Source organism: Streptomyces chryseus (assembly GCF_014650755.1).
Classification (GTDB): domain Bacteria; phylum Actinomycetota; class Actinomycetes; order Streptomycetales; family Streptomycetaceae; genus Streptomyces; species Streptomyces chryseus.
In genome coordinates, this window is record NZ_BMVO01000014.1 from 102,841 (window position 1) to 125,359 (window position 22,519).

General features: G+C 71.7%; 21 protein-coding genes. 10 read left to right on the top strand and 11 right to left on the bottom strand.

All coding sequences use genetic code 11. The features are described 5' to 3' along the window. Positions 1–109: 109 nt before the first annotated feature. Positions 110–988, bottom strand: a complete 879-nt coding sequence (locus IE185_RS21115) for a class I SAM-dependent methyltransferase (RefSeq protein ID WP_189715731.1) — start codon at positions 986–988, stop codon at positions 110–112. A gap of 319 nt (positions 989–1,307) precedes the next feature. On the opposite strand from IE185_RS21115, the gene IE185_RS21120 reads away from it, so the two are divergent. Continuing rightward, entirely contained in the window at positions 1,308–2,306 is a 999-nt protein-coding gene (locus IE185_RS21120) for an aldo/keto reductase (protein WP_138899533.1), read from the top strand. Between the two features lie 412 nt (positions 2,307–2,718). On the opposite strand, the gene thpR is transcribed toward IE185_RS21120, so the two are convergent. Continuing rightward, entirely contained in the window at positions 2,719–3,288 is a 570-nt protein-coding gene (gene thpR / locus IE185_RS21125; protein ID WP_138898137.1) for an RNA 2',3'-cyclic phosphodiesterase, read from the bottom strand. A 121-nt stretch (positions 3,289–3,409) separates the two neighbouring features. Between thpR and IE185_RS21130 the strand changes: the two genes are divergently transcribed. Together IE185_RS21130 and IE185_RS21135 are read left to right on the top strand one after the other, a co-directional pair. Then, a complete protein-coding gene (locus IE185_RS21130) occupies positions 3,410–3,649 on the top strand; it encodes a hypothetical protein (RefSeq protein ID WP_138898138.1) in 240 nt (79 codons plus the stop codon). Continuing rightward, positions 3,646–4,017, top strand: coding sequence for a fic family toxin-antitoxin system, toxin component (locus IE185_RS21135; protein WP_138898139.1), 372 nt, complete (start codon positions 3,646–3,648; stop codon positions 4,015–4,017). The genes IE185_RS21130 and IE185_RS21135 overlap by 4 nt, the downstream gene beginning before the upstream one ends. A gap of 135 nt (positions 4,018–4,152) precedes the next feature. Here the strand turns inward: IE185_RS21135 and IE185_RS21140 are convergent, their stop codons facing one another. Together IE185_RS21140 and IE185_RS21145 are read right to left on the bottom strand one after the other, a co-directional pair. Beyond that, on the bottom strand, positions 4,153–5,541 hold the full coding sequence (locus IE185_RS21140) for an MFS transporter (protein ID WP_138898140.1): 1,389 nt from the start codon (positions 5,539–5,541) through the stop codon (positions 4,153–4,155). Positions 5,542–5,572: 31 nt separating this feature from the next. After that, positions 5,573–6,010, bottom strand: coding sequence for a MarR family winged helix-turn-helix transcriptional regulator (locus tag IE185_RS21145; protein ID WP_138898141.1), 438 nt, complete (start codon positions 6,008–6,010; stop codon positions 5,573–5,575). Between the two features lie 120 nt (positions 6,011–6,130). Between IE185_RS21145 and IE185_RS21150 the strand changes: the two genes are divergently transcribed. After that, entirely contained in the window at positions 6,131–6,313 is a 183-nt protein-coding gene (locus tag IE185_RS21150) for a toxin-antitoxin system HicB family antitoxin (protein ID WP_069930621.1), read from the top strand. 42 nt (positions 6,314–6,355) lie between these two features. On the opposite strand, the gene IE185_RS21155 is transcribed toward IE185_RS21150, so the two are convergent. Continuing rightward, positions 6,356–7,813 (bottom strand): NCS2 family permease, encoded by a 1,458-nt coding sequence (locus tag IE185_RS21155; protein ID WP_138898142.1) that lies wholly within the window; start codon positions 7,811–7,813, stop codon positions 6,356–6,358. A gap of 227 nt (positions 7,814–8,040) precedes the next feature. On the opposite strand from IE185_RS21155, the gene IE185_RS21160 reads away from it, so the two are divergent. Together IE185_RS21160 and IE185_RS21165 are read left to right on the top strand one after the other, a co-directional pair. After that, complete coding sequence (locus IE185_RS21160; protein WP_189715734.1) at positions 8,041–8,328, top strand: DUF2530 domain-containing protein; 288 nt, start codon at positions 8,041–8,043, stop codon at positions 8,326–8,328. Between the two features lie 194 nt (positions 8,329–8,522). After that, the gene (locus IE185_RS21165) at positions 8,523–10,913 is read left to right on the top strand and encodes a cation-translocating P-type ATPase (protein ID WP_189715736.1); all 2,391 of its coding nucleotides are present in this window, start codon (positions 8,523–8,525) and stop codon (positions 10,911–10,913) included. A 22-nt stretch (positions 10,914–10,935) separates the two neighbouring features. Here the strand turns inward: IE185_RS21165 and IE185_RS21170 are convergent, their stop codons facing one another. The 5 genes from IE185_RS21170 to IE185_RS21190 all read right to left on the bottom strand — a co-directional run bounded on the left by IE185_RS21170 (position 10,936) and on the right by IE185_RS21190 (position 18,043). Beyond that, positions 10,936–11,769, bottom strand: coding sequence for a calcium-binding protein (locus IE185_RS21170; RefSeq protein ID WP_138898366.1), 834 nt, complete (start codon positions 11,767–11,769; stop codon positions 10,936–10,938). A gap of 98 nt (positions 11,770–11,867) precedes the next feature. Further along, positions 11,868–12,611: a calcium-binding protein gene (locus tag IE185_RS21175; protein ID WP_138898367.1), complete on the bottom strand. Its 744-nt coding sequence runs from the start codon at positions 12,609–12,611 to the stop codon at positions 11,868–11,870. A 195-nt stretch (positions 12,612–12,806) separates the two neighbouring features. After that, positions 12,807–13,637 (bottom strand): DUF5707 domain-containing protein, encoded by an 831-nt coding sequence (locus IE185_RS21180; protein WP_138898368.1) that lies wholly within the window; start codon positions 13,635–13,637, stop codon positions 12,807–12,809. 107 nt (positions 13,638–13,744) lie between these two features. Continuing rightward, positions 13,745–16,876: a sacsin N-terminal ATP-binding-like domain-containing protein gene (locus IE185_RS21185; protein ID WP_189715738.1), complete on the bottom strand. Its 3,132-nt coding sequence runs from the start codon at positions 16,874–16,876 to the stop codon at positions 13,745–13,747. A 243-nt stretch (positions 16,877–17,119) separates the two neighbouring features. Continuing rightward, positions 17,120–18,043, bottom strand: coding sequence for a DUF3027 domain-containing protein (locus tag IE185_RS21190; RefSeq protein WP_138897282.1), 924 nt, complete (start codon positions 18,041–18,043; stop codon positions 17,120–17,122). A 431-nt stretch (positions 18,044–18,474) separates the two neighbouring features. Here IE185_RS21190 and IE185_RS21195 point away from each other — a divergent pair, with 431 nt between their 5' ends. Genes IE185_RS21195 through IE185_RS21210 form a run of 4 tightly spaced genes read left to right on the top strand, consistent with a single transcriptional unit; the run spans position 18,475 to position 21,942 of the window. Then, the gene (locus tag IE185_RS21195; protein WP_138897281.1) at positions 18,475–19,917 is read left to right on the top strand and encodes an MFS transporter; all 1,443 of its coding nucleotides are present in this window, start codon (positions 18,475–18,477) and stop codon (positions 19,915–19,917) included. Positions 19,918–19,944: 27 nt separating this feature from the next. Then, complete coding sequence (locus IE185_RS21200; RefSeq protein ID WP_138897280.1) at positions 19,945–20,439, top strand: DUF2771 domain-containing protein; 495 nt, start codon at positions 19,945–19,947, stop codon at positions 20,437–20,439. 2 nt (positions 20,440–20,441) lie between these two features. Beyond that, positions 20,442–21,104: a futalosine hydrolase gene (locus IE185_RS21205; protein ID WP_138897279.1), complete on the top strand. Its 663-nt coding sequence runs from the start codon at positions 20,442–20,444 to the stop codon at positions 21,102–21,104. After that, positions 21,094–21,942 carry a 1,4-dihydroxy-6-naphtoate synthase gene (locus IE185_RS21210; RefSeq protein WP_138897278.1) on the top strand — a complete coding sequence of 283 codons (849 nt, stop codon included), beginning with the start codon at positions 21,094–21,096 and terminating at the stop codon, positions 21,940–21,942. The genes IE185_RS21205 and IE185_RS21210 overlap by 11 nt, the downstream gene beginning before the upstream one ends. 7 nt (positions 21,943–21,949) lie before the next feature. Here the strand turns inward: IE185_RS21210 and IE185_RS33865 are convergent, their stop codons facing one another. Next, positions 21,950–22,333, bottom strand: coding sequence for a cold-shock protein (locus tag IE185_RS33865; RefSeq protein WP_028811088.1), 384 nt, complete (start codon positions 22,331–22,333; stop codon positions 21,950–21,952). Between the last annotated feature and the right edge of the window lie 186 nt (positions 22,334–22,519).

Below are 22,519 nucleotides of genomic sequence, written 5' to 3' on the forward strand. Positions count from 1 at the left end.
CGGCTGGCGGCCTGGGGCGGGCCGGCCGCTGTAGCGACGTACCTCACCACCGCCCGCCGCCGCCCGCCCGCCCGCCCCACCAGGGGCCCGCAGCTCGGCCCAGCGCGCCTTACCCGTCCTCGCGGCGGAACAGCGCCGTCCACAGGAAGGGTTCGCCGAAGGTCGGGGACTCCGCCGGTTCGTCGTGCATGCGGCGCAGTTCCACCTCTCGCAGGCCGCCACGCCCCCCGGCCCCGCGGAAGTCGTGAAGGTCCGAGAAGATCCACCGCAGTGACTCCGGTGTGTACGCGAGGCCGCCATGGAGCCGGGAGTCGCGGTAGAGCTCCGCGTCGGGCACCTCCGACCCCATGCCCAACTTGCCCACCCCACTGGCCTCGCCCACCTCACCGGCCTCCCCCGCCTCACCCGCCGCTGCGAAGCACGTCAAAGCGAAATGGCCGCCCGGTGCCAGCGCTCGGTCCAGCAGCGCGAGGTAGCTGATGCGGCGGTGCGGCGGCAGGTGGTGGAAGCAGCCGGAATCGTAGATGAGGTCGTACGGGCCGCCCTGTTCGGCCAGTTCGGCCTCCGTGAGGGCGAAGGCGTCCCCACAAAGGAACCGGACATCAGCCCGGACAGCAGCCCTGGCATCAACCCGAACGTCGGCTCCCACCTCCCGGGCCCGCTCCTCCGCCCAAGCGATGGCCCGTGGGGACAAGTCGACCGCGTCCACCTCCCAGCCCAGCGACGCCAGATGGAGGGCGTTGCGGCCCGGCCCGCAACCCAGGTCCAGTGCGCGGCCCGGGATGATCAGGCCCTGCTCGACGTACGAGACGAGGTTCTCGTCCGGCTTCGCAACGAAGAACGGCACCGCCTTGTCCCGGTCGGCGTAGAAGCCGTCCCACCAGGACGCGGCGTCGGTCGTCCAACGGTCGGCGTCCCGCTCGAACAGGCCGTCCAGGAGCTTCAGCACATCGTCCACCGTGCGTATGTTCCGGTCCGTGCGATCCATCCGGTCCCCTTTCCCGGCAGGCTCCCAACAGGGCGTCCCCGTACGGAGATTCTAGGTCCGCAGGGACACAAAAGCCCAGGTCAGACGCCTCACCCACCCCACCTCAGGATCCCACCGACAGCCGCCTGACGGACTCCCCCGCACACGGCGAACAGTCCACCCGTACCCCCCTCCGCTCCCCCGCCACCGACCCCGCCCAAGGCCGTCACAGGGCCGGCGGCGGCCGCTCCGGGACAAGTCTTCTCCGGTGTTTCCGGGCCACCCGCCCCCGGTACGCCCCCTTGCTTCGAGCGCGCTCGAAGGCGTTGGCTTGGCAACCATGAAGTACACGCAACTCGGACGCACGGGTCTCAAGGTCAGCCGCCTCGTCCTCGGCACGATGAACTTCGGGCCGCAGACGAGCGAGGCGGACAGCCACAGCATCATGGACGCCGCTCTCGGGGCCGGCGTCAACTACTTCGACACCGCCAACGCCTACGGTTGGGGCGCCAACAAGGGCCGTACCGAGGAGATCATCGGCTCCTGGTTCGCGAAGGGCGGCGACCGGCGGGACAAGACCGTCCTCGCCACCAAGGTGTACGCCAACATGTCGCTCGACGACGGCCCGCCCTGGCCCAACCACGACCGTCTCTCCGCCCTCAACATCCGCCGGTCCGTCGAGGCCAGCCTCAGGCGGCTGCGGACCGACCACCTCGACATCTACCAGTTCCACCACGTCGACCGGCACACGCCGTTCGAGGAGATCTGGCAGGCCGTCGACGTACTCGTCCAGCAGGGCAAGATCCTGTACGCCGGATCGTCGAACTTCGCAGGCTGGCACATCGCGCAGGCCAACGAGACCGCGCGGCGGGTCGGGTCGTACGGGCTGGTGAGCGAGCAGTGTCTCTACAACCTCGCCGAGCGTCGCGCCGAGATGGAGGTCATTCCGGCCGCGCGGGAGTACGGGCTCGGGGTCGTCCCGTGGTCGCCGCTGCACGGCGGGCTCCTCGGCGGCGTACTGCGCAAGGAGCGCGAGGGCGGGGCGGCGCGTTCCACGGCCGGACGGTCGGCCGACGCGCTCGCGAACACGACGGTACGGGCGCAGGTCCAGGCGTACGAGGATCTGCTCGGCAAGCACGGGATCGAACCCGGTGAGGCGGCCCTGGCCTGGCTGCTCACGCGGCCGGGGGTCACCGGACCGATCGTCGGGCCGCGTACGGCGGAGCAGCTGGAGTCGGCGCTGCGAGCGGTCGAGCTGGAGCTGTCGGAGGAGGTGCTGGCGTCGCTGGACGAGATCTTCCCGGGGCCGGGACCGTCTCCCGAGGCCTTCGCCTGGTAGGTACCAGAGCTGTACGGACGGCCGCCACAGGCGTCACCCGCCGCGGCGGCCTCCCGGCGGCCTCCGGACGGCCCACCGGTCACGGCCCACCGGTCCACCGGTCAGCCAGCCGGTCAGCCGGTCCACCGGTCAGCCGGTCACCCAGCCATGCTCTCGGCCGCTCAAGCTCGCAACGGCACCGACCTCACACCCGGCCGCCGCCAACCCCTCACCCGCCGAACGCCGCCGCAACGGCGACGACGACGAACATCAGCACAAGTACACCGGCCATGATCCGGTTTCTGCTCTTCGGGTCCACGCATCGAGCGTAACCGCCCCCCGGCACACCCCTCGCCCACCCCCTCGCACACCCTCTCGCACACCCCTCGCCGCCGCCCGCCCGCCGCCCGGCCGCGAGCCGCCCGCAAGCCCGTCAGTGCCCCAGCCCCCAGCGCCGCAGCACCTCGTACCTCGGTTGTGCGCCCCGCACACCGGGGGTCGGAGGGTTGCTGCGTACGAGAGCAAGCTCACCCACCATCCAGGCCGTGCCCTCGAAGTCGGCGAGGACGTCGGCGTACGGCCGCAGGTCGGTGTCGGAGCCGGTGCGGCTCCGGGCGATCGTCAGGTGGGCCTTGTACGCCCGGTGCTCCTCCATCGGCACCCCCGCCCGCCGGGCCGCCGCGTGCGCGCGGTCGGCGAGCATCCGCATCGCGTCGAGGCCGCCGGCCGCCCCGGCCCACAGGGCGCGGTTGCCGAAGTGGCCACCGCCGTGGATGCGCAGCGGGAAGGGGTTCTGGCGGGCGGCGGCGCGGCCGAAGCGTCCCTCGACGGCGGGCAGGAGGTCGTCGTCCACCTCACCGAGGAAGGCGAGCGTGAAGTGCCAGCCGCTGTGCCCGGTCCAGCGCAGGCCGTCGTGGCCGGGAAGGGCGTGCAGGCGCCGCACGGCGACGGCGAGTTCGTCGACGGCGTCGGCGGGTGGCAGTACGGCGGCGAAGAGTCTCATACGAACAGTTTCCGGCACACGGTGATCCTCAGGTGATCGACTGGTGATCGACTGCGGCCGTCGCCCACTCACCTATGCACCTCCACTTTCACCTGCGCAGACACCATGCCAGCATGGCGGCATGGCTACCAGGATGCTCAGCGTGCGCATAGACAGTGCCTCCCTTGAATCGATCAAGGAGCGGGCCGCGGCCCGCGACATGACGGTCCAGGAGTACGTCGTCACAACGCTCCAGCGAGACGAGTTCGCCGAGCGGTACAAGGCGGCGGTGCTGGAGACATTCGAGTTGTACGGTGACGTGCTCGCCGAGGCAGATCTCGCGGACGACACTGCGCCCCGTACACAAGCCGATGCCGCATGACCCATCACCTCGACCTGAGCCAGCTGTTGTGGACCGCGGAACAAGTCCCCGGCGACCCTCAGGCGGACGACCTCGGCGTCCTGATCGCCGGGTCGGCCCGCACTCAGGCCAGGGCCTTCAACCACGAGGTCTACGGCTCGGTTCCGCTCAAAGCGGCCGCGCTCATGCAGACGCTGGCCCTGCTCGCCCCCTTGGAGCGCGGCAACAAGGCGTTCGCCTTCGCCGCGGCCCGCGCGTTCATGCGGGCGAACGGCTTGCGGATCCAGCCGCCCCCAGACGAACTGCGGAAGGTACTGGCTTCCCTCGCGCCGGGCGCCGCCGGCGTTCGGGCCCTGAGTGAGCATCTGCACCGCTGGGCTCAGCCATAGCCACCTCGCACAGAGCCGTGCCCCTCACACACCCGTGCCCCTCACACACTCGCGCCCCGGACACACCCGCGCCCCGGACACCACGAGTGTCCGGGGCTACGTCGTGGGGCTCCAGGAGCGGGCGTCACCGCCCCGTCACGCCACCGTCGTGAGTTCCTTCGCGCGTACGCCGTCGTCCTTCTGCCGGAGCGGGACCTTGGGGACGAACGCCACGTGCTGGTGCCCCCGCCGCAGGTCCAGCTTCAGGCGCAGGCCCCCGAGGCGCGCCAGTACGAGCGCCACTCCCGCGCCCGCCAGCAGCGAGATCGTGCCGCCCGTCGCGAAGCCGACGCGGGCGCCGTACGTGTCGGTCACCCAGCCGAGGAGGGGCGCGCCCAGCGGCGTACCGCCGGCGAAGACCATCATGTAGAGGCTCATCACGCGGCCCCGCATCACGGGGTCGGTGGCCATCTGCACGGTCGTGTTGGCGGTGACGTTGACCGTCAGGCCCAGCATGCCGATCGGCACCAGCAGCACCGCGAACAGCCACAGGGACGGCGAGAACGACGCCGTGATCTGGAGCAGACCGAAGGCCATCGCCGCGGCCACCAGCATCCGCAGCCGCGAGGAGCGGCGGCGGGCGGAGAGCAGCGCGCCGGCCAGGGAGCCGGCCGCCATCAGGATGTTGAAGAAGGAGTACAGCCCGGCGCCGCCGTCGAAGACGCCGTCGGCGAAGGCGCTCAGCCAGATCGGGAAGTTGAAGCCGAACGTGCCGACGAAGCCGACCAGGACGATCGGCCAGATCAGCTCGGGGCGGCTTGAGACGTACCGCAGGCCCTCCCGGAGCTGGCCCTTGCCGCGCGGCACCCTCTCCACCTTGTGCATCTCGCTGGTGCGCATGAGCAGCAGGCCGGCGAGCGGGGCGAGGAAGGACAGGCCGTTGAGCAGGAAGGCCCAGCCGCTGCCGACGGTCGTGATCAGCACACCCGCGACGGCGGGGCCGATCAGGCGGGCGGACTGGAAGTTCGCCGAGTTGAGGCTGACGGCGTTGCGCAGCTGGCCGGGGCCGACCATCTCGGACACGAACGACTGCCGTGCCGGGTTGTCGACGACCGTGACCATGCCGAGCAGGAACGCGATCAGGTACACGTGCCAGACCTGTACGTGGCCGGACAGCGTGAGGGCGGCGAGCGCCACGCCGCACAGGCCCAGGGCGGCCTGGCTGAAGAGCAGAAGAGTGCGCTTCGAGTACCGGTCGGCGATGACGCCGCCGTACAGGCCGAAGAGCAGCATCGGCAGGAACTGCAGGGCCGTCGTGATGCCGACGGCCGCGGCCGACCCGGTCAGGTCGAGCACCAGCCAGTCCTGGGTGATGCGGGACATCCAGGTGCCGGTGTTCGACACGACGGCGCCGGTGGCGAAGAGCCGGTAGTTCCGGATCTTCAGGGACGAGAACATGCCCGTCGTCCCGCGGTGTTCCTTGGTGAGAGTCTCGTGGTGGGTGTTCGGTGCGGGGGCGGAGTCTGCTCCGGATCCCGTACTCAAAGTGGGTTCGCCTCCTTGGCGGCGCGCGGGGTCAGAGGTGGGCGAGCTTCTCCAGGACGGGGGCGGCAGCGCGCAGCTTCGCCCATTCGTCCTCGTCCAGACCTTCGGCGAGACCGGCCAGCCAGGCGTTCCGCTTGCGGCGGCTCTCTTCGAGCATCGCCTCGGCGGTCTCGGTCTGGCTGACCACCTTCTGCCGGCGGTCGTCAGGATGCGGCTCCAGCCTGACCAGTCCCTTGGCTTCCAGCAGCGCCACGATGCGGGTCATCGAGGGCGGCTGCACGTGCTCCTTGCGGGCCAGCTCACCGGGGGTGGCCGAGCCGCAGCGGGCGAGAGTGCCGAGCACCGACATCTCGGTGGGGCTCAACGATTCGTCGACGCGCTGATGCTTCAGGCGCCGGCCCAGCCGCATGACGGCCGAGCGCAGGGAGTTCACAGCGGCAGCGTTGCCGTCGTGCGACAGGTCAGGCATGTATTTAGCCTAACTCATTACCCACACTAAAGACCAGCCGTTTCGCAACCTCACCCGTACGAGTGAGTCAGCTCCGGAAAGTGACGCGCCGCCCGGGACGGGAACGTCACCCTGTCCCCCATGGGATCGACAGTGCTCAGCCTGCGGATAGACGGCGAACTGCACGACCGCCTCCGGGACCATGCCGCGAAACGCGGAATGAGCGTCCAGGACTATGTGGTCCGGACGCTCATTCGCGACGACTTCGACGAACGCTTCAAGACGGCGGTCGACGAGACGGAGAAGTTCTACGGCCTCGCGTGAGGCCGCCCCACACTCCACGGGCGCACGCCCCACGGGCGCGCCCTACGTGAGCTGGAGCGCCGGCATCAGGTAGTAGAAGGCGAAGACCGCCGACACCGCGTACATCGCCGCCGGCACCTCGCGCCCGCGTCCCGCCGCCAGCCGCAGTACGCAGAAGGCGACGAAGCCGATGCCGATGCCGTTCGTGATGGAGTACGTGAACGGCATCATCACCATGGTCAGGAACGCCGGAATCGCGAGCGTGTGGTCGCTCCAGTCGATGTCCTTGACCGAGCCCGACAGGATCAGGAAGCCGACCGCGACCAGAGCCGGCGTGGCGGCCTGCGACGGCACCATCGTGACCAGCGGCGTCAGGAACAGGCCCACGGCGAAGAGGCCGCCCGTGACGACGTTCGCCAGGCCCGTGCGCGCGCCCTCGCCCACTCCGGCGGTGGACTCCACGAAGCAGGTGGTGGCGGAGCTGGAGCTGGCGCCGCCGGCGGCGACCGCGATGCCGTCGATGAGCAGCACCTTGTTGACGCCCGGCAGGTTGCCCTTCTCGTCCAGCAGCTTGGCCTCGTCGCTGACACCGAGGATGGTGCCCATCGCGTCGAAGAAGCAGGACAGCAGCACGGTGAAGACGAAGAGGACGCCGGTCAGCAGGCCGACCTTCTCGAAGCCGCCGAACAGGCTGACCTGGCCGACCAGGCCGAAGTCGGGCGAGGCCACCGGGTTGCCGGGCCACTCGGGTGTGGTCAGCCCCCAGCCGCCGGCCGGGATGTCGGCGACGGCGTTGACGACGAGGGCGACCACGGTCATCACGACGATGGAGATGAGGATCGCGCCCGGCACCTTGCGGACGATCAGCGCGAGCGTCAGCAGTACGCCGAGGACGAAGACCAGCACCGGCCAGCCGTTGAGGTGTCCGACGGCGCCGAGCTGGAGCGGGACGGTGGTGTGCGCGGCGTCCGGGATGCGGGAGACGAAGCCCGAGTCGACCAGGCCGATCAGCATGATGAACAGGCCGATGCCGATGGCGATGCCCTTGCGCAGGCTGAGCGGCACCGCGCTCATCACGCGCTCCCGCAGCCCGGTCGCCACGAGCAGCATCACGACGAATCCGGCGAGTACGACCATGCCCATCGCGTCGGCCCAGCTCATGCGGGGCGCGAGCTGGAGCGCGACGACGGTGTTGACGCCGAGGCCGGCCGCGAGGGCGATCGGCACGTTGCCGATGACACCCATGAGCAGCGTGGAGAACGCGGCCGTCAGCACGGTGGCGGTGACCAGCTGGCCGCCGTCGAGCTGGTGCCCGTACATGTCCTTCGCGCTGCCGAGGATGATCGGGTTCAGCACGATGATGTAGGCCATCGCGAAGAAGGTGGCGAGACCGCCCCGGATCTCGCGCGCGACGGTGGAGCCCCGCTCGGAGATCTTGAAGAAACGGTCGAGACCGTTCTGCGGCTCCGAGGGGGGCGGCGGCTGCTTGTCGTCGACCGGAGCCGTGACCGAGGGAGACATGCGTGTCCTCATGCGGAAGAAGGGAAGCCAGAAGCCAAAGGAGTGAATCGGAAGTGGTCGACCTTGGACGTTCGGACGAACAAAATCAGTCAGCCCAAAGCCGTTTCAGTATGAATACATAAGAGAAAGATCGCTATCTCCGCGCGTAGACCCTTGTCCCGGCAGGGCTCGGCAGAGCTCCCCCCGGGCCGGGCGAGCGCGGGGGGCGGCCCGCCTACACTGTCCCCATGGCGAAGTGGACCCCCCAGCACGAGGCACCCGAGCCCCTTGAGGGGCCCGTCGTCGCCACCGTCGTCGGCGGCACGATTCTCTGGTTCGTCCTCTTCCTGGTGCAGCTCCCCTTCTACGGCTGGTTCGACGACCGGGGCTGGGCGGGGTGGGTGTGGACCTGCCTGGCCGGCGCCGGACTCGGGCTGATCGGCATCTGGTACGTGCGCGGACGCGACGTGGCGATCAAGCGCGCGCAGGCCGCGCAGGCGGCCGAGCCGACCGACGCCCACCGCGACACCCCCTGACGCCCGCACACCGGACACCCGCCCGCCTGACGCCCGCACCCCCGGCGACCGCCACCCCCTGAGGCCCCGCCCCCCGGAAGGCGGGGGGCTCCCCTACGCCCCAGGGCCCGTCCGCCCGCCCCGCCGTCACACTCCGGTCCGATCTTCCGCCACCCGACGGGTCGATCGGCACATCCGGTCGTACCGTCGAAACCATGACGCAGCGGGCAGAGATCGACGCGGACGGGGCCGTAGCGAGACGGCCCACCGGGCTCACCACGGCCCAGGTGGCCGAACGGGTCGCCCGGGGCGAGGTCAACGACGTACCGGTGCGCAGTTCGCGCTCCGCGCTCGAGATCGTCCGGTCCAACGTCTTCACCCGCTTCAACGCGATCATCGGCGTGCTGTGGGTGATCATGCTCTTCGTCGCGCCGATCCAGGACAGCCTCTTCGGCTTCGTGATCGTCGCCAACACCGCGATCGGCATCGTCCAGGAGCTGCGCGCCAAGAAGACCCTCGACAGCCTCGCCGTCATCGGTGAGGCGAGACCCAAGGTCCGCCGTGACGGGGTGTCCGCCGAGGTGACCACCGCCGAGATCGTCCTCGGCGACCTGGTGGAACTCGGGCCCGGGGACAAGGCCGTCGTCGACGGCGAGGTCGTCGAGGCGGACGGCCTGGAGGTCGACGAGTCGCTGCTGACCGGCGAGGCCGACCCGGTCCTCAAGCAGCCCGGCGACCAGGTGATGTCCGGCAGCTTCGTCGTCGCGGGCGGCGGCGCCTTCACCGCCACCAAGGTGGGCCGGGAGGCGTACGCCACCCAGCTCGCGGAGGAGGCGTCCCGCTTCACGCTCGTCCACTCGGAGCTGCGCAACGGCATCAACCAGATCCTCAAGTTCGTGACCTGGCTGATGATCCCGACCTCGATCGGCCTCGTCGTCAGCCAGCTGGTCGTCAAGGAGAACGAGCTCAGGAACTCGATCGCGCGCACGGTCGGCGGCATCGTCCCGATGATCCCCGAGGGCCTGGTGCTGCTCACCTCGGTCGCCTTCGCGGTCGGTGTGATCAGGCTCGGCCGCAAGCAGTGCCTCGTGCAGGAACTGCCCGCGATCGAGGGCCTGGCGCGCGTCGACGTCGTCTGCCTGGACAAGACGGGCACGCTCACCGAGGGCGGCATGGACGTCACCGAGGTCCGGACGCTGAACGGTTCCGGATCCGACGAGGCGTACGTGCACACGGTGCTCGGCGCCCTGGGCGAGTCCGACCCCCGCCCGAACGCCAGCCTTCTGGCGATCAGGAACGCCTACCCGGACACCGACTCCTGGCGCTGCACCCAGTCGCTGCCCTTCTCGTCGGCCCGCAAGTACAGCGGGGCGAGCTTCACCGACGGCGACGGCGGCAGCAGCTCGTGGCTGCTCGGCGCCCCCGACGTGCTGCTGCCGCAGGGGGACCCGTACCTGGACGAGATCGACCTGCTCAACCAGCAGGGCCTGCGGGTGCTGCTGCTCACCCGCGTCACCGGGGCGCTCGACGACCCCGGGGTCAAGGACGGCTCGCGCGCGACCGCCCTGGTCGTCCTGGAGCAGCGGCTGCGCCCCGACGCCGCCGACACCCTCCGGTACTTCGCCGACCAGGACGTCGCCACGAAGGTCATCTCCGGGGACAACGCGGTGTCGGTGGGCGCGGTGGCCGGCAAGCTCGACATGCCGGGTGCGGCGAACGCCGTCGACGCCCGTACGCTGCCCGCCGAGCGGCCTCGGATGGCCCAGGCGCTGGACGAGAACGCGGTCTTCGGCCGGGTCACCCCGCAGCAGAAGCGCGAGATGGTGGCCGCGCTCCAGTCGAAGGGGCACACGGTCGCGATGACGGGCGACGGCGTCAACGACGTACTGGCGCTCAAGGACGCCGACATCGGGGTGGCGATGGGCTCCGGCTCGGAGGCGACGCGCGCGGTCGCGCAGATCGTGCTGCTGAACAACAGCTTCGCGACGCTGCCCTCGGTGGTCGCCGAGGGGCGCCGGGTCATCGGCAACATCACGCGGGTCGCGACGCTCTTCCTGACGAAGACGGTCTACTCGGTGCTGCTGGCGATCCTGGTGGTCTGCTCACAGGTCGAGTACCCGTTCCTGCCCCGCCACCTGACGCTGCTGTCGACGCTCACGATCGGCGTCCCGGCGTTCTTCCTGGCGCTGGCGCCGAACAAGGAGCGGGCCAGGCCGAACTTCGTCCGCCGGGTGATGCGGTACTCGATCCCCGGCGGCATCATCGCCGCGTCCGCGACCTTCTGCACGTACCTGCTCGCCCGCACCCACTACTCCGGGCCGGACGCCCTGTCCGCCGAGACGAGCGTGGCGACGCTGACGCTCTTCCTGGTGTCGATCTGGGTGCTGGCGATCATCGCCCGCCCGTACACCTGGTGGCGGGTCGGCCTGGTGGCCGCGATGAGCCTGGGCTTCGTGCTGGTGCTCGTGGTGCCGTGGCTCCAGGACTTCTTCGCGCTGCGCCTGGTCGGCACGACGATGCCGTGGCTGGCCGTGGGCGTCTCGGCGGTGGCGGCGGCCGCCCTGGAGCTGGTGTGGCGCTGGGTCGGCCGCCGCTTTCCCGCCTAGCGGGAGGTGTTGCCTACGGTGCTCAGCGCACGTCGACGTAGTCGCCGGTCGCGGTGACCGTCGCGGTGGTGGACGAACCCGCGAAGGTGTAGCGGAAGTAGCCGTCGACCGTCGCCGTGGTGGTGGCCGACAGGTTGCCGGTGCTGTTCGACGTCACCGTCTTGACGGTGGTGTACGTGGTGCTGGTCTTCTTGCGGAACTGGAGCTTGACCTTCTGGCCCGAGTAGCCGGCGTACTTCAGCTCGTCCCAGTTGGCGCGCGACAGCTTGCCCTTGACGGTGACGGTCTTGCCCGTGCGGACCGGCTCCGGGGAGGCGTCGGTCGTCAGCTTGCCGGCGCGCAGGATCTTGAAGGTGGCGGCGGTGGCGTTGGTGACGGAGTCGCCGTCGGCGCCGATGCCCACGGACCAGAGCTTCCACGTGCCGGCTGTGTCGTTCGCCAGGAGCAGCGGGTCGACCTCGAAGGTGTACTTGCACGTGGTGGTGGTCGCGTTGACCTCGGTGCAGGTGCCCGTCTGGCTGTTGGCGCCGATGAAGCCCTTGGCGTTCTCGAAGTCGCTGCCCGCGCCGTTCCACAGCGCGGCGTGGATCTCGTAGATGCCCTCGGGGTCGGTCGCGGTGACCTCGGCGGTGACGGTCTTCACCGCGGTGGTGCCGACGGTCAGGCTCTTGCCGCCGTTGACGACGGCCTTGGTGATCTCGGTGTCGCCTTCCGCCGCCTTCACGTCCGGCGCGGCGGCGAGGGCCGCCGACAGACCGGACGGCCTCGGGGCGTGGTCGGCCTGGGCGGCCGGCACGGCGAGGGCGGACAGGGCCAGGGCGCCCGAAACGGCGGCCACAGTGGCACGAATACGCATGTGTTGATGTCCCCATTGGTTGAGAGTCGATACGTGCCCCGCCGCGTTTCCCCCCGGCGGGGCCCGCAATGTGGTGGTGCGGGTGGAGCGGGCGCTGCCTAGCGCACGTCGACGTAGTCGCCGGCCGCGGTGGCCGCGGGGGTGGTCGTCGTACCGGCGAAGGCGTAGCGCCAGTAACCGTCGGAGGCCGCCGTGGCGGTCGCCTTCAGCTGGCCGGTGCCGTTGGAGGCCACCGTCCTGACGGTGGTGTACGTGGTGGTGCCGGCCTTGCGGAACTGGAGCTTCACGGGCTGGCTGGTGTAGCCGGCGTACGTGTACGTCTCCCAGTTGGCGCGGGCCAGCTTGCCCGTGACCGTGATGGTCTTGCCCTTCACGACGGGCTCGGGCGCGGCGTTGACGGACAGGGTGGACTGGCGCTGGAGCTTGAAGGAAGCCGACTTCTGCTTCCAGACGTAGTCGCCGTCCGCCGCGTCCACCCAGGCGTCGACGTACCAGGTGCCGGCCTTCTCGTTGGAGTACGCCAGGTCGGCACGGGGGTCGACCGAGAAGGTGCCGGTGCAGGTGTTGTCGAGGCAGTCGACGTCGGTGGGCTCCAGCGAGCCGAAACCCGGGCCGTTCAGGGTGAGATCGGCTCCGATGATGCCGGAGTCGTCCGCGGCGGTGACCGCCACGGTGAACGTCCTGACCTCGGTGGTGCCGACCACGACGTTCTTGCCGCCGTTGACGACCACCTCGGTCAGAGCGGTGTCACCGTGGCCACCGTCCGCCTGGGCGGCCGGGACGGCGAGGGCGGACAGGGCCAGGGCACCGGAAACGGCGACCACAGTGGCACGAAGGCGCATGTATTTCCCCATGGTTGTCACGATTCCCGCCGCGTTTCCCCCCCCCCGGCCGGGAGCGTGAGGTGTCGAGCGAAGTGCTGCGATGTGGTGCTGGGTACCGCGATGCCACCGCCGCCCCGGAACCGGTGCGGCTCCGGGGCGACGGTCAGTGGATCAGGTGCCCGGGCCGCTCAGTGCCCGGTGCTGTGCGCGTACTCAGCGCACGTCGACGTAGTCACCGGCCGCGGAGACCGCGGGGGTGGTCGACGTACCCGCGAACGAGTAGCGGAAGTAACCGTCGGAGGCCGCCGTGACGGTCGCCTTCAGGGTGCCGGTGCTGCTGGACGTCACCGTCTTGACGGTGGTGTACGTGCTGGTGCCGGCCTTGCGGAACTGGAGCTTCACCGGCTGGGCGGTGTAGCCCGCGTAGGTGGAGGTCTCCCAGTTGGCGCGGGACAGCTTGCCCGTGACCGTGATGGTCTTGCCCTTGACGACCGGCTCCGGCGAGGCGTCGACCGTCAGCTTGGAGAAGCGCTGGACGCGGTGCGTCTTGTACGCGTCCTTCCAGACGAAGTCCTCGTCCTTGCCCTGCGCGGCGGCCTCGACCTTCCAGGTGCCGGCGAGGGAGTTCATGTAGAGGTCGAGCTGCGGGTCGATCGTGATCGTGAGCTTGCACGTCGCGGTCGTGGCGCTGCTCTCGGTGCAGGTGGCCGCTTCCTCGTTCGGGACGACGTAGCCGTCGACGTCGTCGGCGGACGCGCCGTGCCAGAGCGCGACGTACGCGTCCTGGATGCCGGACGGGTCGGTCGCCGTCACGGAGACGGTGATCGTCTTGGGGTTCGTGGTGCCCAGGACGATGTCCTTGCCGCCGTTGACGACGACGTTGGTGATCTGGGTGTCGCCGACGACATCGTCAGCGGGAGCCTGACCCGCGAAGGCCGACAGAGCGCCCGCCTTGGGGGCGTCCTCGGCCTGAGCGGCCGGGACAGCGAAGGCGGACAGGGCCAGGGCGCCGGAAACGGCGGCCACAGTGGCACGAATGCGCATGTATGTGAGTCCCCACAGGTATGCGACCCCGCCGCGTTTCCCCCCGGCCGGGTCTTTGAGTGTCGAACGAAGTGTAGGGAACTCGAACAGAGTTCGTAAACAAGAAATCAGTCGAACCAGCGGTCGCGCTCAAGTTCTTCCGTCCGCGACGCGTCCTCGATCAGCGCCGCCACCTCGAATCGGCGCGGCCACTGACCGGCTGACCAGGCAAGACCTGCCGCGACGCCCTCCAGTGTGGCCGCGTGGACGACTCCGTCCGGCGTACGGCGCCAATCCAGTTCGACCCCGCCCGCCAGCAGTTCGTCATGTTCGGTATACGTCCGCGGGGTGCCGGCGCCGAGCAGGACCCGTACCGCTTGAGGCACCTCGCGCTCCACACCCTCCGACGTCACCTCGGCCTGCGCCGACTCGCTGAGGCGGCGCACCTGGAGGAGTTCGGCCAGGTCGGCGGCCCGGGACGGCGCCACCGGCAGCAGGGCCAGCCCCGAGGTGAGCGGCAGCAGGTCGGGGGCGTCCGCGACCACCGCGTCCGCCGCGTCGACCACCCGCACCTCGCCGTCGACGACCGCGCGCAGCTCGTCGGGCAGCGTCACCTGTTCGGGGTCGAGGTCGGCCAGGGCGCCGTACAGGGCGTGGAGTTGGCGCGCGGTGACGGTACGGTCCGGGTCCGCGAGGCGGCCGAGGAGTTCGGCCGCGCCGCCGGGCTCGTCCAGCAGCGCCGCCACGGAGGTCCGTACGCCGAGCGCCCTCAGCACCTGCTCGTCGTCGAAGCCGGTGGCGTCCGCCGAGGTGTAGAGCCCGTCGAGGAGCGGGTCGCCGCCCGCGGACCGCAGACCGGCCGGCCGGCGGCCGTCGAGCACGGGGTGGTCGCGCAGCCACCACGCGGTGTACGGACGTACGGACTGCGTCGTCCCGTCCGGCAGCAGGACCCGCACCGGCTGGGTCAGGGCGTCCCGCAACGGCGGCTGGGCGAGCAGCGCGAGGGCCTGCGGCCACTTGTCGTCGTCCACCAGGTCCAGGTCCCGTACGGCGACGATCTCGGTGGCGACCGGCGGCACGGAGGTCTCCGGCAGCTGGTCGAGGATGTCCTCGCACCACACGTCCACGGCGTCGAGCAGTCCCGCGTCGTCCGGTTCGGCGAAGTCGCCGTCGCGCGGCTCGAGCTCGTCCGGGTCGAGCACGACGTCGGTGGTGCGCACGAGCGCGAAGGTCGCCAGGACGCCGCAGGCGGTCAGCGGCTGCTCGCCCCAGCGGTCGGCCAGTTCGCCGTCGCACAGGGCCAGTTCGCCCTCGCGCATGATCTGCGCGAACGGGCTGCCGGGGAGGACGAGTTCACCGGCGGGCGACAGCTCGCCGTCCTCGTCGGGCAGCGCCAGCGCGCCGAGCCACGGCTCGTCGCCGGGCGACAGGTCGGCGTCCCGTACGAGGGCCAGGACGGTCTCAGCGAGCTCCTCGGCGTCCGGGGCGTCCTCGTCCCAGATCTGGCCGCCCTCGTCGAGGGAGGCGGCGACGGCGGCCCGCACCTGCGGGGTGGTCAGGACGGCGCGGGGCGTCGCGGGCAGCGCGCCGAGCTTTTCGAGGAGGGGGTGGGCGGCGTCGGGGTGCGCGACCTTCAGGCCGAGGCGCCCGAGTTGCTCGGGGGCGGCGGTCCCGGAGTCGGCGCCGGGCAGCGGGAGCAGGACCTGGCGCGGGCCGATGACGGTGCGGCCGCCGGCCAGGGGCACCGGCAGCCCGGACAGGCGGTCCGGGTCGATGCCGGCCAGCGACTCGTACAGCCGCCGCCACCACGACGGGTCGCGCTCGACGCCCGCGAGGCGCTCGATGGCGTCGCCCAGCGGCAGCCGGCCCACGCCCAGGGTGCGCAGCTCGGCGCGGCGTTCGAGACCGGCGGGCAGCAGGGTCGGCAGGACGTCGGCCATGACGCGCACGGTGTCGGCGCCCGCGCCCTCGACGACCTCCGCCTCGAACGGGCGCAGCGCGGGCAGTTCCTCGGACGGGGCGGCCGGCGCCAGGAACGCGACGCGGGGCAACCGCCCGATGACGGCGGCGCGCAGGGCGCCGTCCAGCTCGCCCTTGCCGAGCGGGCCCGGGACGAGGTCGACCGTACCGGTGGACACCGGCTCCCAGTCACCGAGCAGTTCGGCGTACGCGTCGGCCGCGCGCTCCACGAGGAAGTCGGTGAGCGGGCCCGGCGCGGGGTGGCGGCGGGTCGTGTCGAGCGGCAGCGACGCGATGAGGAGCGCCGGTACGCCGAGCGGTTCGTCGGTCGGGGTCGGGGCGTGCACGACGGGCGCGGTCCGGGGCCGCTGCGGAGCGCCCTCGCTGTCCACCGGAACGGCCCACGTGACGGCCCAGTGGGGGCGCAGCCGCTCTTCGACGGGCCGGTCGGCGAGCAGGGCGGGAGCCAGGGCGCCGGAGCGGGTGACGGTGCGCCAGCGGGTGGTGCGGGTGGCGCCGCGCGCGGTGTCGTCGATGTGCACGTACGCGTCCTGCTCGGCGCGCGTGAGCGTACGGGTGACGCCGTCCGGGGTCTCGACGACGACCTCGGCGAGGCCGGGAAGCGTCAGCAGCAGCGCGTCGTCGATGGCTTCGAGGAGGTGCTGGGCGAGATCGACGGCGCCGCCGTCGCGCAGCGGGAGGACCACGACGGTGTCGTAACCGGCGGGGGCGGAGCCCTCGGCGGGCAGCGGCAGGCGCAGCAGCGGTACGTGGCCGTCGCGGCGCCGCAGCTCCTCGCCGAGCCCGGGGGCGGTCTGGGCGGCGTCCACGGCCAGTTCCCTGGCCTCGGCCAGGGACCAGCGGACGCCGCCGTGCCGGCCGAGTACGGCGGGCTCGTCGCTGACGGCGAGGACGGCGGCGAACCCGACGCCGAAGCGGCCGACGGCGCCGTCCGTGTCCTCGCGCTTGGCGGAGGCCCGCAGGGTGCTGAGCGATTCGACACCGGCGGCGTCGAGGGGGGCGCCGGTGTTGGCGGCGGCGAGGATCGCGGGGGCGTCGGCGGTGGCGGAGTGCAGGGTGAGGCGCAGACGGCCGGTCACGCCGGCGCGGGCGGCGGCGTCGGCGGCGTTCTGGGCCAGCTCGACCACGAGGCGGTCGCGGTAGCCGCCGAGGGCGAGGTCCTCCTCGGCGTTGGCGTCCTCGCGGAAGCGGGCGGGACTCGCGCTCCACGCGTCGAGCACCCCACGCCGCAGGCGCGCCGTGCCGAAGGGGTCGGCCTCGTCGGTGGCCCTGACGCTCACGCTTGTCTCCGCTCGTCCTGGGGTACGGGTGGCTCCTGCTACTGACGCCTACCCGTGTCTACGGGGCGCAAGTATCCCGCGCCGACGGCCCGCCGCCGGCCACCTGCCCGTCGGTGCGGTGCGGACGCGGGTGCGGCGGCGGTGGGTGGCCGCTGCGCGGCGCGTTCCCCTGCCCGCCTCTTCCCTGACCGGGGGCGGGCAGGGGTAAAGCTCCGCGCAACGGATCCCAGGCCGGGCCCAGGGTCAGGAGTGGCCCAAGTCCTCGGTGGGGTCCGGGGTCGCCGGGACCGAACCGCCCTCGGGGTCCGGCCGGAGCGGGAACGCGTCCGTGGCCATCGAATCCAGCACCGGCGGCGCGGGCCGCATCGGCTTCGGCATGACCGCCGCCTCCGAGTGCCCCCCGCAGCCGTAGGCGAGCGACACGACCCGCCCGTCCGCCGGCGCGTACTCGTTCGCGCAGACACCGAACGCCTGCCGCAACGACCCGGCCAGCGGCACCAGGAAGGCACACGACACACACGTCGCCGGCGCCGCCTGCGCCATCGGGGTCTTCGCGCCGTACGCCTCGTCCCAGCGGTCCGCCGCGATGTGCAGCCCGTACCGCGACAGGACACGCGCCCGCCGCATGCCCAGCTCTTCGGCGACCGCCGCGATCGACCCGCGCGAGGGAACCAGCGGCAGCGTCGCCGGCGCTCCGCCCGCGACCTCCGCGTCCTCCGCCTCGACGAGCTCCGCCATCTCCTCCGAGACCGCCGAGTCCGGCGGCGGCCCGTCCTCGCCTGAGTAGCCCGGCTCCAGACGCAGATCCTCCGCCTCGGTGGGCAGCAGGTCGCCGGGACCCATGTCCCCCGGCCGCAGCCGCTCGCTCCACGGCACCCATTCCGGTGCCAGCAGCGAGTCCGGGCCCGGCAGGAGCACCGTCTCGTCGAGGGTGACGAGCTTCGCCCGCGAGGCGCGGGTGACCGTCACCGCCCAGCGCCAGCCCCGGTAACCGGGTTCCTTGCATTCGAAGAGGTGGGTGACGACCCGGTCACCCTCGGCGAAGAGGGAGACATGCTCGCCGACCACCCCGGGGAAGGCGGCCTCCTCGGCCGCCGCCCGGGCAAGGTCTACCGCCTCGGCGCACAGGCGGTCAGGGGTTCGGCTTCGCGTCGTCGCAGCACTCACAGGTCTCGCTTCTCTCCTACGCCGTCTCACGGGTGCGCCAACGGATGCCCGTACGAGGTACGAGATACGAGGTGCGAGCTGCGGGCGGAGCGGACCGAAGGGCCGCGTCGACGTCCGCGCCTCGCCCGACCCGTCTCGGTCTCGGGCGCACTTTCCACCACCCATTCTGCGGGATGACGGAGAGGCGCGCGGCCGAGGACAACCGCCGGTGGCGCGCTACGCACGCTACCCCCTTCACCGCCCCCGGCCCACCTGCACGCCCGTCTTTGCGGCGGGAAGGACGGAGAGATCCGGCGAAGACGCGACACAAACGCGCCGCGAATCCGGGTACGGAACGGCGATGCGTCCGCAAATGCCCGGAGTGGTGGTTCGCCTGCGCCGCCCGCCATGTTTCACGTTCGACCCGGGGAGGGTTGGGGCACTATGGCGGGGTGGCAGCCGCACAGTCGTCCGACGGATCCGGTCCACTCAGCAGGAGGGGCCGGGCGGTCGGCCGCGCCCTCCACCTGCCCTTCACCGGTACGGCGAAGGGAATTCGCCGCGCCACGCACGCGCACGGCGCGGGCGAGTCGGGCCTGGGCAAGCTGATCGAGCTGCATGCCGTGAACGGTGCGGGCGACGTCATGGTCACGGTCGCGCTCGCCTCCACCGTCTTCTTCTCCGTCCCCACGGACGAGGCACGCGGCCGGGTGGCCCTGTACCTCGCCGTCACCATGGCGCCCTTCACCCTCCTCGCCCCGGTGATCGGCCCCCTTCTGGACCGACTCCCGCACGGCCGCCGGGCCGCGATGGCCGGCGCGATGCTGGCCCGCGCGGTGCTCGCGCTCGCCATGTCGGGGGCGGTGGCCACGGGCGGTCTGGAGCTCTATCCGGCGGCACTTGGCGTACTGGTGTCCTCGAAGGCGTACGGCGTCGTACGGAGCGCCGTCGTCCCGCGCCTCCTGCCACCGCGCTTCTCCCTCGTGAAGGCCAATTCGCGGGTGACCCTGGCCGGGCTGCTCGCGACGGGCATCGCCGCGCCCGTCGGGGTGGGGCTCCAGCAGCTCGGCCCCGCCTGGCCGCTGTACGGGGCGTTCGCGCTGTTCGTGGCCGGTACGGCGCTGGCCCTGTCCATGCCGCACAAGGTCGACTCCGCGAAGGGCGAGCGGAAGGCCATGCTCCTGGAGCACGACCACGGTCACGGGATCGGGCACGGCGGGCAGCGAACCGGAACCGGGGGGCGTGGGCGCGAACGCGGGCGCGGGCGCGCCGAGAGCACGGCGGCGGCCCCGCGCCGCCCCGGTCTGCGGACGGTCGGCCCGTCCGTACTGCACGGCCTTCAGGCCAACGCCGCGCACCGCGCCCTCTCCGGCTTCCTGATCTTCTTCCTGGCGTTCCTGATCCGCGAGCACCCGCTCTCCGGGCAGAGCGCGGCCGTGTCGCTCGCGGTGGTCGGCGTCTCGGCCGGTGTGGGCAACGCCTGCGGGACGGCGATCGGGGCCCTGCTCAAGTCGCGCGGGCCGGAGATGATCATCGCCATGGTGCTGCTGCTGACGCTCGGCGTGGCCGTCACCGCCGCGGTGTTCTTCGGCGGCCTGATGGTGGCGGTGCTCGGCGCGACGGCCGGGCTGTGCCAGGCCCTGGCCAAGCTGTCGCTGGACGCGCTGATCCAGCGGGACGTGCCCGAGGAGGTGCGGACGTCGGCGTTCGCGCGGTCGGAGACGCTGCTCCAGATGGCCTGGGTGGTGGGCGGCGCGATCGGGATCGCCCTGCCGCTGAACGGCACGCTCGGCATGGCGGTCGCCGCGGGACTTCTCGCGACGGGCGCGGCCCTGTCCGTACGGGGTCTGCTGGGGGCGGCCCGGCGCGGCACGCCGCACCCCCGCGTGGCGTGAGGTGGAGCGGGCGATAGCCTTCGCCCCATGACCGTTGCGCTCCTCTCTGGTAAGGCCCGCCGCACCGCCACCGTGATCGGTGCCGTGTCGGCCGGACTCCTCGTCCTGTCCGCCTGCGACAAGCCGACGCCGCTCGCGACCGTGACGGTCGGCACGGACTCGGTGCACACCGAGGCCTCGTGCTACAACGACGGCGCCGCGATCAAGGAATCCCTGCTCCAGGGCTGCCTGAACAAGAAGGCCGAGAAGACCGTCAAGGTCTCCATGGACGACAAGGTCCGCTTCGGCGTCGATCCCGAAATCGCGGACAAGGGCTGGACGCTCTTCATCAACGGTCAGCAGGCTGAGCAGGAGCCGTTCAAGAAGACGTACCGGACCATCCCGGGCAGCGCCTTCTTCGCCCAGCAGCAGCAAGCGCAGCCGGGTGCGCCGAGCCCCGACGAGGCGCAGGTCAGCGTCGTCGAGACCAAGGGCAAGAAGCTCACCGGCATCTGGCACTTCAAGCTGGAGAAGACCTCCTGACGATGCGTGTCCTGGTCGTGACCGCGGTTCCCGCAGAGCGGGACGCGGTCACGCGCGCGTTCGGGCCCGATGTGCGGGACGTCGACGTCGTCGCCGCCGGGGTCGGTCCCGCCGCTGCCGCCGCCGGGACGGCCACCGCGCTGGCGCTGGCGTCCGCGACACGCCCGTACGGGCTGGTGATCTCCACCGGCATCGGCGGCGGCTTCGCACAGGTCGCCCCGCTCGCCTCGCTCGTCGTGGCGGACGCGATCGTCGCCGCCGATCTGGGCGCGGAGACCCCGGACGGCTACCTCCCGGTGACCGCACTCGGCTTCGGCACGGTGGAGCACGTGCCGCCCGCCGCTCTCGTACGGGCCGTGGCCGACGCGACCGGCGCGGTCACCGGCACCGTGCTGACCGTCTCCACCGTGACCGGCTCCGCCGCCCGCGCCGCCGAGCTGCGCGCCCGGCACGCGTACGCCGCTGCCGAGGCGATGGAGGGGTTCGGCGTCGCCGAGGCCGCCGCCCGGCACGGGGTGCCGGTGCTGGAGATCCGTGCGGTGTCGAACGCCGTCGGACCGCGCGACCGGGCGGCCTGGCGCATCGGCCAGGCGCTGGAGGCGCTCACCGGGGCGTTCGGGAAGCTCGTGCCCGTACTGAGAGGCTGGGACGGAAATGACCGCTGAGACGCTGAAGATCGCTTACTCGCCCTGCCCCAACGACACGTTCGTCTTCGACGCCTGGGCGCACGGCCGGGTGCCGGGGGCGCCCGCGCTCGACGTGACGTTCGCGGACATCGACATCACCAACGCGATGGCCGAGCGCGGGGAGCTCGACGTGCTCAAGGTGTCGTACGCCGTGCTGCCGTGGGTCTTGGAGGAGTACGCGCTGCTGCCGTGCGGCGGCGCCCTCGGGCGGGGCTGCGGGCCGCTGGTGCTCACGCGCGAGCCGGGGGTGGACCTCACCGGCAAGCGGGTGGCCGTGCCCAGCGAGCGCTCGACGGCGTACCTGCTGTTCCGGCTGTGGGCGGCGGACGTCGTACCGGACGGGGTCGGCGAGATCGTCGTCATGCCGTTCCACGAGATCATGCCGGCGGTGCGTGACGGGAAGGTCGACGCGGGGCTCGTCATCCACGAGGCGCGCTTCACCTATCAGGACTACGGGCTGCACTCCCTCGCCGACATGGGCGAGCACTGGGAGGACACGACCGGCCTGCCGATCCCGCTGGGCGCGATCATCGCCAAGCGCTCGCTGGGCGCGGAGCGGCTGCGGCAGCTCGCGGACGCGGCCCGGACCTCGGTGCGGATGGCCTGGGACGACCCGCTGGTGTCGCGGCCGTACGTGCTGGAGCACGCGCAGGAGATGGACCCGGCGGTGGCGGACCAGCACATCGGGCTGTACGTGAACGAGTTCACCGCCGACCTCGGCGAGAGCGGCTACGCGGCGGTGCGGGGGCTGCTCACACGCGCGGCTGCCGAGGGGCTGGTTCCGCCCCTCGGCAGCCGCGCGCTGGACTTCGTCTAGCCGGCGCTCACACGTCCAGCTGGTCGGCCACCGCGCGCAGCAGGCCGGCGATCTTCGCGCCCGCCGCCTTGTCGGGGTAGCGGCCGCGCTCAAGGGCCGGGGTGATGTTCTCCAGGAGCGTCGTCAGGTCCTGGACGATGGACGCCAGTTCGTCGGGCTTGCGGCGCTGCGCGGCGGCGACGGAGGGGGTCGGGTCGAGGATCGTCACGGAGAGCGCCTGGTCGCCGCGCTGGCCGGCCACGACGCCGAATTCGACGCGCTGGCCGGGCTTCAGGGCGTCGACTCCGGCAGGGAGCACCGACGAGTGAACGAAGACGTCGCCGCCGTCGTCGCGGGAGAGGAAGCCGAAGCCCTTCTCACTGTTGAACCACTTGACCTTGCCGGTAGGCACCGTCTGTCCTCGTCCTCGTACTCGTCGGATCCCCGGCATGTCCCGCTCATGCGTTCGGCCCGGGGAAAACGGCTCTGGATAGCACTACAGCGGGTCATTGGACCCGCCACCACCAAGGCTAATGGTCCAGGGCCCGGTGACAAGACGTCGCCGGGCGGTTCCTCCGGGCAGGGAACTACCCTGGCC

Bases quoted from the DNA above. Each gene is read 5' to 3' on its own strand.
- IE185_RS21210 (WP_138897278.1), top strand. From the start codon at position 21,094: ATGACCGCTGAGACGCTGAAGATCGCTTACTCGCCCTGCCCCAACGAC.
- thpR (WP_138898137.1), bottom strand. From the start codon at position 3,288: ATGAGACTCTTCGCCGCCGTACTGCCACCCGCCGACGCCGTCGACGAA.
- IE185_RS21175 (WP_138898367.1), bottom strand. From the start codon at position 12,611: ATGCGCCTTCGTGCCACTGTGGTCGCCGTTTCCGGTGCCCTGGCCCTG.
- IE185_RS21205 (WP_138897279.1), top strand. From the start codon at position 20,442: ATGCGTGTCCTGGTCGTGACCGCGGTTCCCGCAGAGCGGGACGCGGTC.
- IE185_RS21145 (WP_138898141.1), bottom strand. From the start codon at position 6,010: ATGCCTGACCTGTCGCACGACGGCAACGCTGCCGCTGTGAACTCCCTG.
- IE185_RS21120 (WP_138899533.1), top strand. From the start codon at position 1,308: ATGAAGTACACGCAACTCGGACGCACGGGTCTCAAGGTCAGCCGCCTC.
- IE185_RS21150 (WP_069930621.1), top strand. From the start codon at position 6,131: ATGGGATCGACAGTGCTCAGCCTGCGGATAGACGGCGAACTGCACGAC.
- IE185_RS21135 (WP_138898139.1), top strand. From the start codon at position 3,646: ATGACCCATCACCTCGACCTGAGCCAGCTGTTGTGGACCGCGGAACAA.
- IE185_RS21170 (WP_138898366.1), bottom strand. From the start codon at position 11,769: ATGCGTATTCGTGCCACTGTGGCCGCCGTTTCGGGCGCCCTGGCCCTG.
- IE185_RS21160 (WP_189715734.1), top strand. From the start codon at position 8,041: ATGGCGAAGTGGACCCCCCAGCACGAGGCACCCGAGCCCCTTGAGGGG.
- IE185_RS21115 (WP_189715731.1), bottom strand. From the start codon at position 988: ATGGATCGCACGGACCGGAACATACGCACGGTGGACGATGTGCTGAAG.
- IE185_RS21200 (WP_138897280.1), top strand. From the start codon at position 19,945: ATGACCGTTGCGCTCCTCTCTGGTAAGGCCCGCCGCACCGCCACCGTG.
- IE185_RS21165 (WP_189715736.1), top strand. From the start codon at position 8,523: ATGACGCAGCGGGCAGAGATCGACGCGGACGGGGCCGTAGCGAGACGG.
- IE185_RS21130 (WP_138898138.1), top strand. From the start codon at position 3,410: ATGGCTACCAGGATGCTCAGCGTGCGCATAGACAGTGCCTCCCTTGAA.
- IE185_RS21180 (WP_138898368.1), bottom strand. From the start codon at position 13,637: ATGCGCATTCGTGCCACTGTGGCCGCCGTTTCCGGCGCCCTGGCCCTG.
- IE185_RS21155 (WP_138898142.1), bottom strand. From the start codon at position 7,813: ATGTCTCCCTCGGTCACGGCTCCGGTCGACGACAAGCAGCCGCCGCCC.